Here is an 18,572-nt window from a genome sequence, read left to right as displayed (position 1 = left end):
CCCTTGCTTGAACTAACTTTCTTTTCAATCAACGGCAAAGGGATTACTCTCATTTTTCTTTACTCTTCCTAATTATAGTTCTTTCTTCTTCAGGAATAGGAGGCGGAACAGGCCCGCCGGAAATCTTCGTCACCGCGCCAAATTTAGTGGGGCAAGCTTCAAAACAAGTTCCGCATTTTATGCATTTATCCTGATCAATTACATGGATCTGGTTCTTGGCACTTATAATCGCCTCTGCGGGGCATCTTCTCGCGCAAGTCATACAGGCCTGGCATTTCGACGGATCAATATAGTACGAGACGACTTCATTCAATAACTTATCTATTTCTTCACTCGTAAAATGCCCTTCATATTCTTCCGGGTTTTCAAGACGTGCTGCCAGTTTTTCCTGCTTGACCACTTTAATGTAGGGGACTAGCTTTGTAACTTCTGCAAGTTTGGCCTGAAGTTCTTTTTCGTCTATGCCTTCCCCTTTGCCTAGTGGTCCTAAACCTTTTATATTTTTGACAAAATCATTAACACTTTCGGCAAAAAGGTTTCCTTCAGCGCCGGATACAAATTGCATCCTTAGCCTTTTTGGGTTCAGCCCCAGGTGTTCCATTATTTTTTTGCATAGCAGCACCATGTTCAGTGCATGGTAATTTCCATGTGTAATGTAGTTACATTCATTTAAATGGCAGCCACCAATAAATACTCCATCTATTCCTTTTGAGAAGGCCCTGAGTACATGTGCCAGGTCGACTCTACCGGAGCACATAACGCGAATAAGTCTCATTTCTGTTGTATATTGTAGTCTGGACACGCCAGCCAAGTCAGCAGCGCCGTATGCTCACCAGTGGCATACAAAACCTAATATTCTTGGTTTAAATTTTATTGTACTCATTCGTTCTCACCTCCTTATCAATAAGGCCGCTTTATTCTCCAGCCGCTGCATCAATTTGTCGGATGATTTCTTCTTCTGGGATTACGGCGTCAATTTGGCTTAAGAGCGTTTGATCGGTAAAGTGCTTGAGTGTAATAGCCCCTGTTGGACACTTGGAGTTACAGAGTCCGTCTCCTTTGCAGAGCACAGGATTTACTACTGCCTTTTTCTTACGAAGCTCTATGGCTCCATAGGTACAGACTGAGACACATGCCCCGCAGCCCATACATTTCTTTTCATTGACTTCGCAAACAGAGCCTGAGGCGACGACTGTATCACGTGAGAGAAGCGTTAAGACCCGGCCGGCTGCGCCGTAAGCTTGGTTTATGGTTTCCGGTATCAGCTTGGGGTAGTGAGCCAAGCCACATAGATAAACGCCGTCTGTAGCAAATTCGACAGGTCTTAATTTGACGTGGGCTTCTTTGAAGAAGCCGTCCGGGCTCAGGGTTACTTTGAATAAATCGGCTATTTCTTTGGTTGCTGCAGAGGGTATGACGGCGGCAGCCAAGGTAACTGTATCGGCATCTATTTCAAGTTTTTTGCCTAAAATGAGATCGGTTACAGTTACTTTTAGTACGGGCCGGCCTTCTTCCGATTCACCGGCTTCTACTTCAGGTTTGTCATCCGGCTCGTAGCGAATGAAGCGTATGTCTTTGCTTGCTGCTTCACGGTAGTAGTCTTCTTTGAGACCATATGTTCTCATGTCTCTAAAGAGAATATAGATGTCCATTTCGGGGTTTAGTTCTCTTAGTTTTAAGGCGTTCTTTATAGATTCGCTGCAGCATACCCGGCTGCAGTATTTTCTGTCTTCGTTTCTGCAGCCTACGCATTGGATCATGACTAAGCTTTCGGAGTTGATGAGGTTTTCGTCTTGTTTGGCGGTTTTTTCCTCCAGTTCCAGGTGGGTTATTACCCGGTCATCTTCTCCGTAAAGGTATTCGGTGGGTTTGTATAAATCTGCACCGATGGCGATGACGGCTGCGCCATGTTTTATTTCTGTTTCTCCCCGGTCGGATTTAACTTTAGTTACGAAGTTGCCGATATAGCCGGTGGCTTCGAGGATGGTGGCGCTGGTATATACGTGTATCAGTGGGTTTTGATATATTTTGCGTTCAAGGTCACGTATATACGCCTGTACATCCAGTCCTTCCAGGGTGGAATGTAGTTTACGTGCGATTCCACCCAGGTCTGTGTCTTTTTCAACCAGGCATACTTCATGTCCCTGGTTGGCTATGGAGAGTGCACAGTTCATGCCGGCTATTCCGCCGCCTACTACTAACGCGGTTTTGTTTACCGGCAGGTCAAATTCCTGTAAGGGCTCCAAATGGCGAACCCTTGCTACGGACATGCGGATGATGTCCTTGGCCTTCCGGGTGGCTTCTTCCTTTTCTTTGGCGTGGACCCAGGAGTTGTGTTCTCTGATGTTGGCCATTTCGTAGTAATATTGGTTGATTCCAGCTTCCCGCAGGGTGTCTCTGAATAATGGTTCCAGGGTTCTGGGGGAGCAGGCGGCGACTACTACCCGGTTGAGTCCTTTTTCTTTGATCATGTCTGTTATTTCTTGGGCGGAGTTGGTTGCACATGAGAACAGCTGCTGCTGGGAGTGGATTACATTGGGTAAGGTTAAGGCATATTCAACTGTAGATGGTACGTTTACTATTCTTGAGATGTTAGCTCCACAATGGCATACAAAGACTCCTATCCGTGGTTCCTCCCGGGAGACGTCTCTTTCTTCCGGGTATATCCTTTCTTTGGCCAGTTTACCACGCCTGTAGTCCAGGAGTTCTCCGCATTGGGAGCCGGCTCCGCTGGCGCTGAAAACCGATTCGGGTATGTCTGTGGGGCCCTGGAAGGCTCCGCTTATAAATATACCGGGTCTGTTGGTTTCCATTGGGTTGACGGGGTTGATTTTAGCAAAGTCATGGGCTGTGAGTTCTATGCCGAATTTCTTTGCTATGCCCTGTGCGTTAATTGGAGGATTCAATCCGACGGATAATACTACCATGTCGAATTCTTCCTCTTTTACTCCGTCGTCGGGGGTGGAGTAACGTACTGTGACGTTTTTGGTTTCCGGGTCTTCGCGCACTATTGATGTGTAGCTTCTGATAAACCGGACTCCGGGCAGGTTGGCTGTTCTTTCATAGAACTGCTCAAAGTCCTTGCCGTAGGAGCGAATGTCGTTATGGAATATGGCACATTCGGCTTCTGCGTCGTGGTCTTTGGTTAAGATTACTTGTTTTTGGGCATAGGTACAGCATACTCCTGAACAATAGCTGTTGCCGCCCGGGGTTACTTGTCTGGAGCCGACGCATTGGATCCAGGCTATTTTATGGGGATGTTTTTTGTCCGAGTTGCGCAGTATTTCACCTGAGTATGGCCCGGTGGAGCTCAGCAGACGTTCAAAGTCCATGCTGGTTATGACGTTCTCGAATTCGCCGTAGCGATATTCCGCACGCTCTTTTGGATCATAGGGTTCAAAGCCGGTGGCCAGGATTATCGCGCCTACGTTTATTTCTTTTGTCTCCGCCGTTTGATTAAAGTCGATGGCGTTGTTTTTACATACGCCTTCGCAGATACGGCATTTATTTTCTTTAAGGTATAGACAGCTTTCGTCTATATAGGCGACGAGTGGTATAGCCTGCGGGAAGTAGATATGGACTGCTTTGTTTTTTGATATTTCCTGGTTGAATTGGTCCGGGTATTGGACCGGGCAGTATTCTACGCAGGTTGTACAGCCGGTGCATTGGCTCTCGTCGATATATTTGGGCTTTTTATTCAGTGTTACTTTGAAGTTGCCCGCTTCTCCCACTACTTTTTCTACTTCGGTATAGGTGAAGACTTCTATGTTTTGATGCCGGCCGACCTCGACCAGCTTGGGCGAGAGTATTCACATGGAGCAGTCGTTAGTGGGAAAGGTTTTGTCCAGCTGGGCCATATGGCCGCCGATGCTCGGCGCTTTTTCCACCAGGTAGACTTTAAAACCGGCGGTGGCCAGGTCTAGGGAGGCCTGTATGCCGCTGATTCCGCCGCCTACTATCATTACGTCGCCAAAATTACTGTCGCCTCGGCTTTTGCAGAGTTGCTCGATTTTTTCTTTTAGCAATAGTTCTTCCACTTTCTATCACCTCACTAATTGGGGACATTCCTCCGGCTACCCAAACTTGTACTCAAAAAAATGATGTGTGTCCCCTGTCATTTTTACAGTACTTAATCTGTTAAGCAGTCAAGTCGCTCCGGGTGGGTGTACACCTGCAGCCGGCCTCCGCGCGCATGGCAGACCAGGACAATGCCCAGATCCTGAGCAAGCGAAACGGCGCTCCCTGTCGGTGAGTGCCGCGAAACAACAACCGGGGTTTGCATCTTAGCTGCCTTGAGTAACATCTCCGATGATATGCGACCGGTCGTTAATAGCAGTCGGTCTCTGGTTGATAATTCCCTCAACAGACATTCGCCCTGTATTTTATCCAATGTGTTATGTCGTCCAATATCCTCAGCTATTACCAGCAAGTTCCTGGTATCGGACAGGGCTGAAGTGTGCACTCCACCACTGAGACGATACAGCTCCATCTGCTCTAGAAGCTGCTTCATCAATGACAGCACTTCCCTTGGTTTGACAACAAAATCCGAATCAACCCTTTGTCCGCGAGCTGTGAAAGTTGCACCGCCACCGCAACCGGAGGTAATTGTCCGCTGCGTTGGCAACTTGTAATCGGGATTTTTAAGCCTCACATCGGCCAGCGATACGTCCTCACACATCCGCATGCTCACAACGTCACCGATGCCTGAGATGATTCCCTCTCCGTACAGGAATCCGAGGACAAGACTATTCAGCTTGGTTGGAGTGCAAAGGATGGTAACCAGTTCCTGTTGATTAACATATATTGTAAGTTCTATCTCGCTGGGCACGTAAACTGTGGTACTTGACCATCCTTCTTCCGAAAAGCGGTAGCAGACAATGTCCGTAGCGACACCTTTCATATTTGATACTCCAGCTTTTTGCATGTTTAGCCGCTCCTCTAAATAACTTCTTGGAGGACCTCCGTGATGTCCTTAATCTGGATAACATCATCATAATTCAGGACTACCCTGCTATCCTCAAAGTTGGTAATGCAATATGGGCAGGCAGTAACCAATTCTTCAGCCCCACCCCTAATAGCTTGTTCTAATCTTAAGTTGGCGAACCTTTCAGACATTGGTGTCTCCATCCAGATCCTGCCTCCGCCCATACCGCAGCAAAGGCTATCTTCCCGAGCTTCAGGCATTTCGATCAGTTCCAAACCGGGTATCTTCTGTAAGACTCCCCGTGGTTCGTCATATATGCCATTATGCCGGCCCAGGTAACAGGGGTCATGATAGGTGATTTTTTTGGCATATTCTTTACTGATCTGAATCCTTCCCTCATTAATCAGTTCGAATATATACTGAGAGATATGTACTATCTCAAAGTGCACATTGAATTCGGGATACTCATTCTTGAAGGTGTGATAGCAATGAGGGGAAGAAACAAGGATTTTTTTGACCCCGTTGTCGATAAAGGTTTTGATATTTTCCCTGGCTAATTGCTTGAATAAATCCTCATTGCCTGTCTTGCGGATGCTTTCACCGCAGCAATTCTCCTCGGCTCCCAGTATCCCAAAATTCACCCCTGCCTTGTTGAGGATTTTGGCTGTGGCAACAGCTACTTTCTTTAATCTTGCGTCATAGCTTAAGTAACAGCCGGGGAAATATAATATTTCCATCCCTTCTTCGAAGGTTTTTACAGAGTGACCCTTGGCCCATTGGGCCCTTTTGGTGCGATCTTCACCGAAAGGGTTACCATCTGCGGTTAAGCCTGCGCTTACGGTGCGGACAGGCTTGATGGCGGTGGGAAATACACCGTATCCCGTGGCCATCCTGCGCAATGCAATCATATTTTGGATCTGCTGTACGTCCCTGGGGCATCTCTGAACGCACTTGCCGCAGGTGGTACAACGCCAGATCTCTTCGTGTTCTATCTCGGTCAAACCAAATGTCGCTTCCCGGATTAGTTTGCGCATACTGAACTTTCTTACCTTGTTCCAGGGGCAAACAGTATCGCATTTACCGCATTGGTAACAGAATTTGACGGCGTCTCCACCGCTCTCTTTTATTTCTTCGACGACCTCTTTGATCGGGGCTTCAATCTCCACGAATTCTACTCCCTCCCTTCACATTAGTGTTTTAAACCTTCTGTGCCATTTGGACAACAGTTTCCACTACCTTCTGTAAGCCATATTTGTCTACCAATGCTTGCAATCCTATTTCCATCTCGCCCAGTTTTACTTCTTCTTCGACTTCCTCTTCTCTCTCTTCGTAAGTCAGGGCTTTAGGCAAGCACCACTTAACACACAAGGGCTCACTTTCGCCTTCACACATATCGCATTTGAGAGGAAGACCGGAATCGGGTTCTTTGAAAATGTCCCTGGATGGGCAGGAAGCCCTGCAAAAGGCACACTCGTCGTATTCCTTTCCATCAATTACATATTTATCTCTGCCCATACATTCGGCTGCAGCAAGCTCACCCGCATATACAGGAACATATATATCTTTTAGCGGGTCACGAATCAGCCGGATACGGGACCTGGCCCGGTTAGTGGTGCCATATTTCGGCGCAGCGTGAAAGGCGGAGCAAATTACCTCACATGCCCGACAACCACTGCATTTATCAGCATCAATTTTTATTGTTTTGATAATTTTCTTTTTTTTCTCACCCATATCTACACCTCCCTCTCTTTTACCGCCGGGATCTCTCCGGAAGGTGTATCACCATTATTTGAATAGATTCTTCTCTTTTCGAAATCTTCGATAACGTAATCTAAACCCAATTCATGTAAAAACTCTTTCGTAGGAATACCCTCTTTATCCCACCCCTTGTATTTGTAATACTCATCTAAGAGCTTGGCTTCAAGCTCTGGAAATCTCTTTTTCCAATGGTCCTCCGGCGGTTTCTCATCTTTTCTCCTCATGCCTCTTCTTACGTTAATGGCTCTAATCATAGTTCGGTTTCGCCTGGTTATTTCCCATAATTTATCTTTATCAATATCCAGTCCGGTCGCTGTTGAGATTAAAGCCGATAAATTGTGTATATTATAGGGAGGTTTCAGGACAAATGATGACACAGCTGCGCAGATGCCGGTGGCGTCATCAATGTAATGCATCGCCTCTTGCCAGTCTACGATATCACAAACTGCTTCAGGAGGTGGATAATGAGGGAAGGTGCGCGGTTCCCAATTTACAAAATATTCCTTAAACTTTTCGTCAGGAACCTGGGTCCAATCCTTTACGAACTCCTCCCTGTCCTCTCTGCTAAGATGTGGGGACTGAGGGAATTGCCCTTCAATTTGGGTAATGTTTATCTTCTCATTGGTACAATACATGAGGTAATAAATGGGATTCAGTATCCCCAGCTTGAGAGGCAGCTGCTCATGTTTCTTAATGTTATTATGAGCAAAAGCTTCAGCACCTTTGCCAATCTTTTTGGCCGCCCAATATGTGCCGTCTGCTAAAATATCTCCTATCCCCTCCCGACGGACAATTCTATCAAGTAACCAGTAAAATCTTCCCTCGTTATCGGACGGCATTCCCGGCATATCCTGGTCAGTCAAAATGCCGGCTTCATAAAGCTCAAGGGCAAATGCCATAATCTGGGGGGTTGTGTATCCGTCCACTCCATACTCCTGGCCTTGAGCAACAATTTTAAAACCAAAATCCAGATCAGACATGGCTGCCATGGTATAAGTAAGTTTCGAGTAACATTTCATCATGTAGCTGCGAATTCCCCGCTGAGATATGGCTCCACCGCATCTAACCGGGCAGTTATAGCAACCAACTAACCGTGTTACTGCTTTTTCCTGAGTCTCCTTCCAACTCTCTTCAATTTCCTTTGTCCAAAAATCTTTTCTACGATGGCGGGCATTACCCCAGGCAAAATTGGTGGTATGCCACTCCTCATCATGTAATGACATCTCTTGTATCCCAAGATATCCTAAAATGACCGGCATGCCCTCTGGTAGTTTAAGTGGATTTTCCAACCGGTGTCGTATGTATTCCAGTACTTCGTTGCTTATCTCCATAAATTCAGCCGGCCGGGCAATATTGATGTCCTTTGTTCCACGAACTGCTATCGCCTTCAACCTTTTATCTCCCATAACAGCGCCTATCCCTTGTCGGCTGGCGCTGGATTTGTCTGACTCGATGGAAGCATAAAATACCCTATTTTCACCAGCCAGACCAATGGCCGCTACCTGGGCGTCCGGCTCCTTCAACTCCTGTCGAATAAGTTCTGCAGTTTCAATAGTGCCTTTCCCTTGAAGGTGACTGGCATCACGTATTTCCACTTTGTCATTGTTTATCCATAAATAAACAAGACCAGGGGACTTGCCACGAATCACTATTTTGTCGCAACCGGCATGTTTCAGCTCCTGTCCCAAAAATCCCCCCATCATTGAATAGGCCATTAATAAAGTCTGAGGAGAAATGGTAGTAACAATGGTACGATTAGCACAAGGAGCCGGTGTGCCACATAAAAGACCGGTACCAAATATCAGTAAATTATCAGGAGAAAAGGGTTCGACTTCAGGAGGAACCCTATCCCATAGTATTTTGGCATTAGTACCCAGCCCCCCAAGGTGAAGTTCGGTCAATTTGGGGTCGGTTTCTACTTTCTCAATGTTTCCTTGGGATAAATCTATTTCCAGATTATACCCTGTCTCTGCATACCTCACTTTTTGCACCCCCTCTGGGTATCTCACAGCCATAGCTTTGCAACGCAGCTTGTTCATATTTGCAAGAATAGCCCATATAAGGATGGTACACACTACATCCTGCAAATTAAACAATACTAACCGAGCTGCACTTCCGACGCATCAATACTATTTTTTTGCGGAGTCAGGGCATGGGATGTAACATTTTTGGTTAAAATCAGTTTTATTAATACTTTTTCCAATTCTACTTTACCATTTCCTGTGTCATTTTGAGTTCTTTCGTTAACTTTAAATCCATCTGTTACTCCCCGCCCTTGTTAACCCCATATTAAAATTTTCTTAGCTAAAATGTTAAACCCTAAATACGCGACGAGCATTATCGTATAAAACAGCTTTCTTAGATGCATCTTTAATTGGCAGTTCCAATAATTCTTTTTTACAACGGGTAAGTCCAAGACCATTGGTGCCCCAAAGAACCTTCTGCCTACCTGGACCATCCATAAAGCGAACCAGGGCAGGATCAAGGGATGACGGCATATAAGCACCAATATTCCCATAAACGTTCGGGTGCCGCCAAACCATAGATATCCACTCACTTACCCAGGGCCAACCGGTATGAGTAAGCACTATTACAAGATTGGGGAAATGAATGGCTACTTCATCGGCAAACATGGGACGTAATTGATCAGTTGGCAGAGGTTCCGCTGACTGACCCGTTTGCATACAAACTGGAATACCTAATTCCAGGCATTTGGCATATAGGGGATAATATCTTTTATCATTTAACTTTAAGCCAAAACTACCTGTTTGGATCCAAACATACTTAAAGTTATAATCTTTTACCGCCCGGTCTATTTCTTTAAGGCTTTCTTCTATCTTTAAGGGATTGTAGCCCACACCACCGACAACCTTGCCCCCGGATTCCTTAATCCATCCGGCAATCTCTTCAATGGTGGCGTAACCGCTTACATATTTCTGATCACGCTGGGACCATTGCACCATCTGGTCAATAAATACATACTCCACACCTACTTGCTCCATCTCTGCCAGCATACCATCCATTGAGCCTTTAACACCCATGGCAAGCATAGCTTTCCATGCTTCTTCTAATTTATCTATGCCTGCTTTTTTCAGCACACCACCAAACGTAGTAGCCGCCATGGTTTGGAACTCATAACTTTGAAACATGGCCTTAAGGTGTTCCGTACTGGGGTAAAATGGACGACACATAGTATCAATTGCCTTTATTTCTTCCAATGAAATATCTTTCTTCTTATCTTTATCTGACATTTAAAGATACCTCCTCCTAATATTTACATTGAACTTCTAAATACCAGCATTTTATTTAACACGCCATGGTATGCCACGCTCGTGCTTCGCGATAACGAAAAAAATAAAGTTACAAAGTACCGGTAAACCGTGGCTTGCGTTTTTCAAAAAAGGCTCTGACCCCTTCACGGTGATCTTCGGTTTGCAGGCAAATATCCTGAACCAGTGCCTCTTCTTCCAGCAATGTTAAGAAACCAACTTCAGGGCTACGGTTTACAAGGTTCTTAAGCATACCCAGGGCCAGGGGCGGACCTTGGGCCAGTTCACGTGCCAACTCCATTGCCGACGTAAAGAGTTGCTCCGGCGGAACCACTTTATTTACCAAACCCAAGTTGTACGCCTCCGCAGCATCTATAGCGCGTCCCGTCATCATTAACTCCTTGGCCTTTAGTAAACCAATCATTCGGGGCAACAGATAAATGCTTCCCCAATCAGGGACTAGCCCTACTTTGACGAATGCAAGGGAAAAGCGGGCCTTTTCCGAAGCAACAATTAAATCACACAATAAGGCCAAGCTCCATCCAGCGCCAAAAGCAGGCCCGTTAACCGCTGCAATGATTGGCTTTTCCAGATTGCGTAAAGTCATTACAAACCGGTGGACGTTTTTCATACGTTCGCGACCTTGGGTTGGTTTAAAGTTACCCATCGTCCGTATGTCCCCACCGGCGCAAAAAGCCGCCCCCTTACCGGTAATTATAATTACTTTTACCCCTGCTTCCCGTGCCCAGCCTTCCATTGCCACCCTTAATTCTTCCCGCATCTCCAGACTTAAGGCATTACGGGATTCCGGTTGGTTTAGGTAAATTACCCCAACAGAATCTACTATCTCAAGTTGAATGGTTTTAAAATCCACAAGAACTACCTCCTAGTCAGAAACTAACTAGTTTTTGACTACTACTGTTTCCCCACCTATAACCAGTTGCCGGATATTGCCGGCAACTGGTTATAGGTTATAGTTTTATGGTCAAAAGAACGTTTAGGCTTATTTTGCAGAGTAATCATAAATACCACGACCGGTTTTGCGGCCCAAGTGACCAAGTGCTACCTTCTTTCTCAGCAAAGGCGGCGCAAAATAACGCGTGTCTGCATAGTTGGCGTATAAGTCGTCCATAATGTGGAGCAAGGTGTCTAAACCAATGAAATCACATAACTGAAGTGGCCCAAACGGGTAGTTAAACCCTTCCCTAAAGGCTGTATCAATATCTTCCGCCGTAGCAATCCCCTCGGATAAAGCACGAATTGCTTCGACCAGTTCCGGTATTTTTACGCGGTTGGTGATAAAACCGGGCACATCCTTGACTACCACCGGTGTCTTATTTAGCTTGCGGACGAATTTATCTGATATTTGATAAGTCTCATCGTCAGTCTCAAGGCCTCTGATCAATTCCACTATTTTCATGACCGGCACAGGGTTATGGAAGTGAATACCGATAAATTTGTTTTGTCGCTTGGTTACTGATCCCATTTCGCTGATGGGCAGCGCCGAGGTACAAGAGGACAGGATTGCCTCCGGCTTCATAACTGCGTCAAGTTCGGCGTGAACCTGCTGTTTGGCCGCCATATTTTCGACTACTGCTTCAATGACCAGGTCAGCTTCCTTGGCTTCCTCATAATTGGCAATCAACTTGATATTATCCATCATTGCTTGTTTCTGTTCAGGTGTGTACTTACCTTTATTCATTGAACTGGTTAAAAACTTGTCGATGATAGCCACACCTTTTTTCATAGCGTCTGGGTTACTATCATAGAAAAATACCTGGCAACCCCCTTGCACACATACCTGGGCAATACCGCTACCCATTTGCCCCGCACCAACAACCAATACGCTTTTTATTTCCATTACTAACCCTCCTAATAATTTTTTATAGATGTAAACTTACATTAACATCCTGTAAAAACAGGCTTTCTTCTTTCTTTAAAAGCGGCCAAACCTTCACGACTATCTTCCGTAGCACTACACAGAGCAGTCAGTCCGGCCTCTAACAGTTCACCACGCTCCCCTGCCAGTTCATACCCGCCCTGGACAGACTGGAGAATAAAACGCACAGCCGCAGGTGACTGATTAGCAATTTTGTTGGCCATTTCCAGCGCTTTAGAGCGAAGTTCATCTATTTTAACCACTTTGTTAATTAAACCAAGGCGATAGGCCTCCTCCGCGCTTAATTTGGACCCTGTCAAAAGGTATTCCAAAGCCACTGTTTTCCCGATAGCCTTTGGTAGTCTCTGGGTTCCGCCAAACCCCGGCATCAAACCCAGACTTGCCTCCGGAAAGGCAAAATAGGACTTCTCCCCGGCAATGCGGAGCGAACAGGCCAAGGCCAGCTCAAAACCGCCACCCAGAGCAATACCGTTAATGGCAGTGATCACTGGTTTACTCAATCCTTCAATAAGGCGCAAAACATTCTGTCCCTGCCGGAGAAAGCTCCATAATTCGAAAGGTGAACAAGCGGCAATCTCTTCCAGGTCAGCGCCTGCCACAAAGGCCTTTGTTCCCGCTCCAGTAATAACAACTACCCGTATATCGCTTTGCTCAATGCGTTCCAGGGTAGAAGCCAGTTCCTGGAGTAAACTGATATTTAGGGCGTTTAACTTGTCCGGACGGTTAATTGTCAGCACGGCCACTTTATTTTCTAATTCTTCATATAAAAGCATGTTACTCAATGTTTTCACCTCCTTTAGAAAACCAACCCGGTTAAATTATTTTTTAATACTTTGTTAATTCAAAAAATTCTTTATACTTATTTAAGGTCTGTTATTTACCTGTGAACTTAGCTGAGCGTTTTGATAAAAAAGCTTCCATGCCCTCTACCCTGTCCTCTGTTCCCCATAAAATCGTTTGCCCAAATTGTTCAAAAGCCAGTGCTGTAACAAAATCAGTTCCCGTGCCCACATCAATTACCGACTTGACCACACGAAGTGCCACCGGACTTTTGCCGGCCATTTTTCTGGCCATATCCATGGCCGTACTCATTAATTGTTCCGCCGGCACTACTTTATTGACCAGACCAATTTTCTCGGCTTCACGGGCATCAATTATATCCCCTGTAAAAATAAGTTCCTTGGCCTTGCCCTTGCCCACTAATTGTGACAGGCGTTGTGTGCCTCCGCCCCCGGGCAGAATTCCCAGGTTAATCTCCGGTTGACCAAATTTGGCTTTTTCACATGCTATGCGAACGTCACAAGCCATGGCCAATTCGCAGCCGCCTCCAAGGGCATAACCGTTGATGGCAGCGATTACCGGTTTAGGCATCCTTTCCAACTCACACATGATGGCCTGTGGGCCGCGTTCAAGCAGATCCAACGGGGGACGCTCTTTTAACCACCTAACATCAGCCCCGGCGGCAAACGCCCGTTCTCCGGCGCCGGTAATAATCAGCACCCGAACGCTTACATCTGCCTGAACTTCTTTGATAGCCTCACCTAACTCGAGCCAGGTCTGTCGATCCAGGGCATTATTCACCTCAGGCCGGTTCAGGGTAAGCAGGGCTATGCCATTTTCTTTTTCTAACAGCAAGTTAGAGTAACCCATCCCTTTACAGCACCTCCAAAATCACAGTAATTTATTTACTGCTGTAGTCATAAACACCCTGACCGGTCTTTCGACCCAACCGACCTGCCTTTACATACTTCACCATCAACGGGCAGGGTCGATATTTTTCTCCCAGGGTTGCGTGCAGGTGCTCCAAAACTCGCAGGCGGGCGTCCAGGCCCACCAGGTCGCCCAGTTCCAGCGGTCCCATGGGGTGGTTTAGTCCCAGTTTTATCGCCTTGTCGATATTTTCGGCACTGGCCACTCCTTCTTGCAGCATGTAAAAAGCTTCGTTACCAATCATAGCGTTGATACGGCTCGTAACCAAGCCGGGAAATTCGTTAACCTCTACTGTTTCCTTATTCATTCTAGCGGCTACGGTTTCACTGGCGGCCACTGTGTCGTTGGAGGTTTCCAAGCCCCGTACGATTTCAATTAGTTTCATCAGGTGTACCGGGTTAAAGAAATGCATCCCAATAACTTTATCCGGCCGCCGCGTGCTCGCGGCAATCTCGGTAATGCTTAAACCTGATGTGTTGGTTGCCAGTATGGCGTGAGGCGGACAATGGCGATCAAGATCCTGGAATATTTCCATCTTCAGGCTAATAATTTCAGGGACAGCCTCGATTACAAAGTCCGACTTACTTGCCGCCAGTGCACGATCAGTGGTAGTATTAAGACGGTCAATGCTCGCTGCCTGCAGTTCCGGTGATACTTTACCCAGTTCCACCCCCTTTTGTAAATTTTTTTGGATTATCTGGTAAGCGTTTTGAAGGATTTTTTCTTCCGTATCCACTAAAGTCACATCATAACCGCCCATAGCAGCCACCTGGGCAATGCCACGCCCCATGATACCTGCTCCCACAACAGTTAACGTTTTTATTTCCATATATCTTGCGGCCGGAAACAAAAAGCGGCCTTCCTCCTTTCTCTAAAAATCAACTAAACATTTAGTCCTTTAGTATTTCTCGAGCGATAATAGTTCTCTGAATCTGGCTTGTACCTTCAACGATTTGGGTCATTTTGGCATCGCGCATCATCCGCTCCACCTTATAATCCTGAATGTATCCATAGCCTCCCAGTACTTGCACGGCGTCGGTTGTAACCTTCATAGCCATATCAGCTCCATAGCGCTTGCCCATGGAAGCGTACATACCAGCCCGTAAACCCTGGTCTTTACGCCAGGCCGCATACCGAACCAGCCATCGTGCCGCTTCAATTTCGGTGGCCATATCAGCCAGCATAAATTGTATCGCCTGTAAATTAGCGATCGGGTTTCCGAAAGCATTTCTTTGTTTGGCATAATCACGGGCAATCTCGAAAGCTCCTTGTGCAACACCCACAGCCAGTGAACCGTTGGTTAGTCGCCCGCCCTCAAGACCCTTCATTAACATCGGGAAACCTTTGTTTTCAACGCCTCCCAACAATTGAGCGGCCGGTACTGCGCAATCTTCCAGAACTATTTCACAAATGTGTGTACTTCTAACCCCCATAGTTTTTTCCACCTTCGGCACAGACAGGCCCGGTGTACCTTTGGGCACAATAAATATACTTACGCCCCGCGCTCCCGCCCCCGGGTCAGTTTTGGCTGCAATAGAAAGCACGTCTGCCACATCAGCATTGGTGATAAAACATTTTTGCCCATTTAAAATATAACGGTTACCATCCTTGACCGCCCTGGTTCGAATATTGGCGGCATCTGAACCGGCACCCGGTTCGGTCAACCCAAACGCCGCCAGCATATCACCGTTTGCCAATAAAGGTAACCAATACTCTCTCTGCTCTTGGGTCCCAAAATCATTAATCAGTTCCAGCACCAGGTTATGAATAAAGATGAAACCCAGGGCTCTTTGCACTCTACCAAATTCCTCCGCAATCAAAACAGCGGAAACTCTATCTAAATTCAAACCACCGTATTCTTCGGAACAGTACATACCGGTAAAGCCCAATTCAGCCATCTTTTTAAAAACTTCCCTTGGTAAGTACGCACTATCCTCCCACTCGTCGACGTAAGGCGCCACTTCCTTTTCGGCAAACCTGCGGGCCATCGCCTGGATTTGCAACTGTTCGTCATTTAACTGAAACATTAGACACCGCCCCCGATAATATTTGCCATTGCATACTTATAATGGATAGCATAAAACTGAAAAATAAGAAGTTATTCATTACTGTAAATATTCACGCAACTTAGTTGACCAGCCCCACCGATATTATGGGTCAACCCCAACCGGGCATTTGACACCTGGCGCTTACCTGCTTCACCTCTTAACTGTAAGAAAATTTCATTGGCCTGGGCTACGCCGGTCGCCCCAACAGGGTGGCCTTTGGCCTTTAAACCGCCACTAACGTTGCATGGCTTTTCACCATCCAACATGGGACCGCCGTTGTCTATCCACTTCCCTCCCCGGCCTTTTTCGCAAAAACCGAGGTCCTCGTAAGTAACCAGCTCTGTACAGGTAAAGCAGTCGTGTAATTCCGCCAGGCTAATGTCTTGGGGTGTAATACCGGCCATTTCATAGGCCTGCCGGGCGGCCTGGATATTGGCCGGCCATTCCGTATAAGTGCTTCGCCAATGTGAATTGGCCACATCTACTCCTAATCCTGTACCGATCAAGTATATTGGCTTATCAGTATACTGGCGGGCACGCTCCGGAGTGGTCAAAATAACCGCTGCCGCGCCGTCTGTGGTAGGACAGCAGTCTAACAAACCCAGCGGCCAGGATACCATTGGAGCGTTTAAAACCTTCTCGACGGTAATTTCGAACCGGAAAAATGCATGGGGGTTTAATGTTCCGTTGTGATGGTTTTTGACCGCCACCTTGGCAAAATGTTCCCTTGTAGTGCCATAGGCGTGCATGTGAGCAGTACCGATCTGACCAAAGACCATTGGTGCTGAGGCGCCCCGGGGATGCCACCATAGATGCGACATAATCCCCCGGTTAGCCACCAGGCTGGCTCTGGAAGGTACATCGCGCATTTTTTCCGCACCTACAACCAGCACTGTCTCGTACAGCCCCGCCATTATAGCGCAGGCCGCATTGCGAATGGCATCGCTTCCAGCTGCACAAACGTTCTCAATTCTGGTAACCGGTATAGAAAGCCCAAGGGGTTCGGCCAAAGATGACCCGGATACCAGCTCGCGGCGGATCAGGCTTCCCTGGACGGTACCCAACCAGGCAGCCTGGATATCATTTTCGTCAATCCCCTTATCAACGCTTTTTAAACATGCCCGGTAGGCTTCAACTATCATATCTTCATAGCTCTGATGGAATAATTCGCCAAATTTGTTCATCCCAGCACCTACAACAGCTACTTTGAAGTTCTTCTTACGCGCCACAGTCAGGTACCCCCCCTTCACAACTTTTTGGTTCGGGTATTGGCTTAAATTTATAGCCGTATTTAGGCATTCCCAGTTCCTCACCACACCGCCGGAAAACCAATTCAACCGGCAAACCTATTTTTACCTGCGCCGGGTCAACCGCCACCATCGCCCCGCTCACCTTGCCCCCGCGCTCTCCACTCGCACCATCCAGCCTTACCGTGCAAACTACTACCGGTACTTCTTCCGGTCCGATGGGAGAAACATATTGCACATTATAAGTTACAATACGACCACGACGGGGCAAATTAACTTTTTTAAACGATTGACCGCGACAGTCAATGCAATAATCCCGGTATGGGTAATTTAAGGAACCACATTTCTCACACTCCAGGGCTTTAAGCCCGATCAAGTACTCTACATCCCTGATCATTCCCGGCTGACTACTGTACCCGGAAATTGGATCAGGCAAGGCTGGAGGCACATTTAGCACCCCTACCCTCTTTGCATAGGCTGTATAACTCAGGTAATTTTTTTCAGCTGTCACCTCAGCCAGAGTCATCGCTTGTTCCATTTTAGCTGCAATATTATCCGTTAATCCCAAAGCAAAGGCATCACTACCGGCCCCCGAGCCGTAACCGACTACAAGTACCCTTTCACCCAGCTTACCTTGCTCGAGAACAGTAACCAAACCTAAAAGCGGGGCAGCAGTACCGGTATCCCCTAAAAGTGGTGCCAAGTTAGCAGTCTTTGCCGCTTCAGGCTGAATACCCAATATTTTTGCTACGGCTTGCAGGCTCTTCCCATCAGGTTCGGCTGTAGCCAGGTATTTAATAGATTCTCCCGTTAGCCCCAACCGCGTGAGCAAAGCCAGGCTCGCCCCTATAACTGCCCGCTGAAAACCATACTCCTTTTCCAATCGGCTATCTTCATGTCGCCGGAGTGATTTTTCCCCACGCGGTCGCCATATATTAGCAAACTCACTGGTAAATGATGCAGCTCCCAAAAAATCTGCAATCACCGTTTCTTTTCCCACCACCAAGGCTACTGCCCCGGCACCTAAACTCTGCTCCAACATATCTCCCGCCCGGGCCAACCGGTTATCACTTGCAATCACCAGACCAAGGTTAATGTCGCCGGCCCGCACTTGAGCCATACAATTAACCAAAGCCGCAACACCGGCCCTGGTGGATTGACCCATATCAACTGCAAGGACTTCCGCCGGTGCCCCAATAGCTGTTTGGATTAACGCGGCCATAGACTTTTCTTCACAGGGGGCCGAAGTGCTGGCTGTATAAATAGCCTCTATTTTTTCCACTTCCACCCCGGCATGTGTTATAGCTCGTTTTGCTGCCATAACAGCCATTGTTACAGTGTCCTCGTCAAGGTCGGCAACAGGCTTTTCCTTAACCCCCGGGACATTCCCGGCCATGGGCCACACCGTTTTTATTTCTTTAGCTGTGATACGTAACGAGGGAATATACGCCCCGTATCCAATGATCCCTGCCAAACGCCCACCCCTTTCTTTGTCTGTACTTTCGTAGAAACCTTAATGAAAGTTGAAAATGATTACCTGATGCTTTTCACAAAAAGACCACGTTAAGCAATTAGCCATGCAATAAGCATACCAGTTTAATAACATCCCAGCATTGCGCAAAAAAAGTAGTCAATCTAGGTAATCCCCTTTGCGTTTTCTGCAGGATGACCACATACTAATACTCTGTAACAGATAATATCCTTTTTTTACCATTA

General features: G+C 46.9%; 15 protein-coding genes. All 15 read right to left on the bottom strand.

All coding sequences use genetic code 11. From position 1 onward, the window contains the following. Positions 1-49 precede the first annotated feature (49 nt). Entirely contained in the window at positions 50-883 is an 834-nt protein-coding gene (locus DESGI_RS02330) for a hydrogenase iron-sulfur subunit (protein WP_015617903.1), read from the bottom strand. A 31-nt stretch (positions 884-914) separates the two neighbouring features. Next, the gene (locus DESGI_RS02325) at positions 915-4,037 is read right to left on the bottom strand and encodes a CoB--CoM heterodisulfide reductase iron-sulfur subunit A family protein (RefSeq protein WP_015617902.1); all 3,123 of its coding nucleotides are present in this window, start codon (positions 4,035-4,037) and stop codon (positions 915-917) included. 92 nt (positions 4,038-4,129) lie between these two features. Next, positions 4,130-4,924, bottom strand: a complete 795-nt coding sequence (fdhD, locus tag DESGI_RS02315) for a formate dehydrogenase accessory sulfurtransferase FdhD (RefSeq protein ID WP_006523492.1) — start codon at positions 4,922-4,924, stop codon at positions 4,130-4,132. Between the two features lie 14 nt (positions 4,925-4,938). Further along, positions 4,939-6,090 (bottom strand): (Fe-S)-binding protein, encoded by a 1,152-nt coding sequence (locus DESGI_RS02310; protein ID WP_006523493.1) that lies wholly within the window; start codon positions 6,088-6,090, stop codon positions 4,939-4,941. 31 nt (positions 6,091-6,121) lie between these two features. Further along, complete coding sequence (locus tag DESGI_RS02305) at positions 6,122-6,655, bottom strand: 4Fe-4S dicluster domain-containing protein (protein WP_006523494.1); 534 nt, start codon at positions 6,653-6,655, stop codon at positions 6,122-6,124. A gap of 2 nt (positions 6,656-6,657) precedes the next feature. After that, entirely contained in the window at positions 6,658-8,664 is a 2,007-nt protein-coding gene (locus tag DESGI_RS02300) for an aldehyde ferredoxin oxidoreductase N-terminal domain-containing protein (protein WP_006523495.1), read from the bottom strand. Positions 8,665-8,994: 330 nt separating this feature from the next. Next, entirely contained in the window at positions 8,995-9,933 is a 939-nt protein-coding gene (locus DESGI_RS22825) for an amidohydrolase family protein (protein ID WP_006523496.1), read from the bottom strand. A 109-nt stretch (positions 9,934-10,042) separates the two neighbouring features. After that, positions 10,043-10,825 carry an enoyl-CoA hydratase/isomerase family protein gene (locus tag DESGI_RS02290; protein ID WP_006523497.1) on the bottom strand — a complete coding sequence of 261 codons (783 nt, stop codon included), beginning with the start codon at positions 10,823-10,825 and terminating at the stop codon, positions 10,043-10,045. Between the two features lie 129 nt (positions 10,826-10,954). Then, positions 10,955-11,842 (bottom strand): 3-hydroxyacyl-CoA dehydrogenase family protein, encoded by an 888-nt coding sequence (locus tag DESGI_RS02285; protein ID WP_337833199.1) that lies wholly within the window; start codon positions 11,840-11,842, stop codon positions 10,955-10,957. 11 nt (positions 11,843-11,853) lie between these two features. Then, positions 11,854-12,624, bottom strand: a complete 771-nt coding sequence (locus DESGI_RS02280) for an enoyl-CoA hydratase/isomerase family protein (protein ID WP_052543990.1) — start codon at positions 12,622-12,624, stop codon at positions 11,854-11,856. 100 nt (positions 12,625-12,724) lie between these two features. Continuing rightward, on the bottom strand, positions 12,725-13,501 hold the full coding sequence (locus DESGI_RS02275; RefSeq protein ID WP_006523500.1) for an enoyl-CoA hydratase/isomerase family protein: 777 nt from the start codon (positions 13,499-13,501) through the stop codon (positions 12,725-12,727). A 31-nt stretch (positions 13,502-13,532) separates the two neighbouring features. Further along, positions 13,533-14,411 carry a 3-hydroxyacyl-CoA dehydrogenase gene (locus DESGI_RS02270; protein WP_006523501.1) on the bottom strand — a complete coding sequence of 293 codons (879 nt, stop codon included), beginning with the start codon at positions 14,409-14,411 and terminating at the stop codon, positions 13,533-13,535. Between the two features lie 40 nt (positions 14,412-14,451). After that, positions 14,452-15,588, bottom strand: a complete 1,137-nt coding sequence (locus DESGI_RS02265; protein WP_006523502.1) for an acyl-CoA dehydrogenase family protein — start codon at positions 15,586-15,588, stop codon at positions 14,452-14,454. Positions 15,589-15,659: 71 nt separating this feature from the next. After that, positions 15,660-16,838 (bottom strand): thiolase domain-containing protein, encoded by a 1,179-nt coding sequence (locus DESGI_RS02260; protein ID WP_006523503.1) that lies wholly within the window; start codon positions 16,836-16,838, stop codon positions 15,660-15,662. Continuing rightward, positions 16,828-18,330 carry a hydroxymethylglutaryl-CoA synthase gene (locus DESGI_RS22820; RefSeq protein ID WP_006523504.1) on the bottom strand — a complete coding sequence of 501 codons (1,503 nt, stop codon included), beginning with the start codon at positions 18,328-18,330 and terminating at the stop codon, positions 16,828-16,830. Before DESGI_RS22820 ends, DESGI_RS02260 begins: the two co-directional genes overlap by 11 nt. Positions 18,331-18,572 lie beyond the last annotated feature (242 nt).

Source organism: Desulfoscipio gibsoniae DSM 7213 (assembly GCF_000233715.2).
GTDB classification, from domain to species: domain Bacteria; phylum Bacillota; class Desulfotomaculia; order Desulfotomaculales; family Desulfallaceae; genus Sporotomaculum; species Sporotomaculum gibsoniae.
The sequence above is the reverse complement of the archived record's forward strand: the minus strand, read 5'-3'. Positions and strand labels throughout refer to the sequence as shown.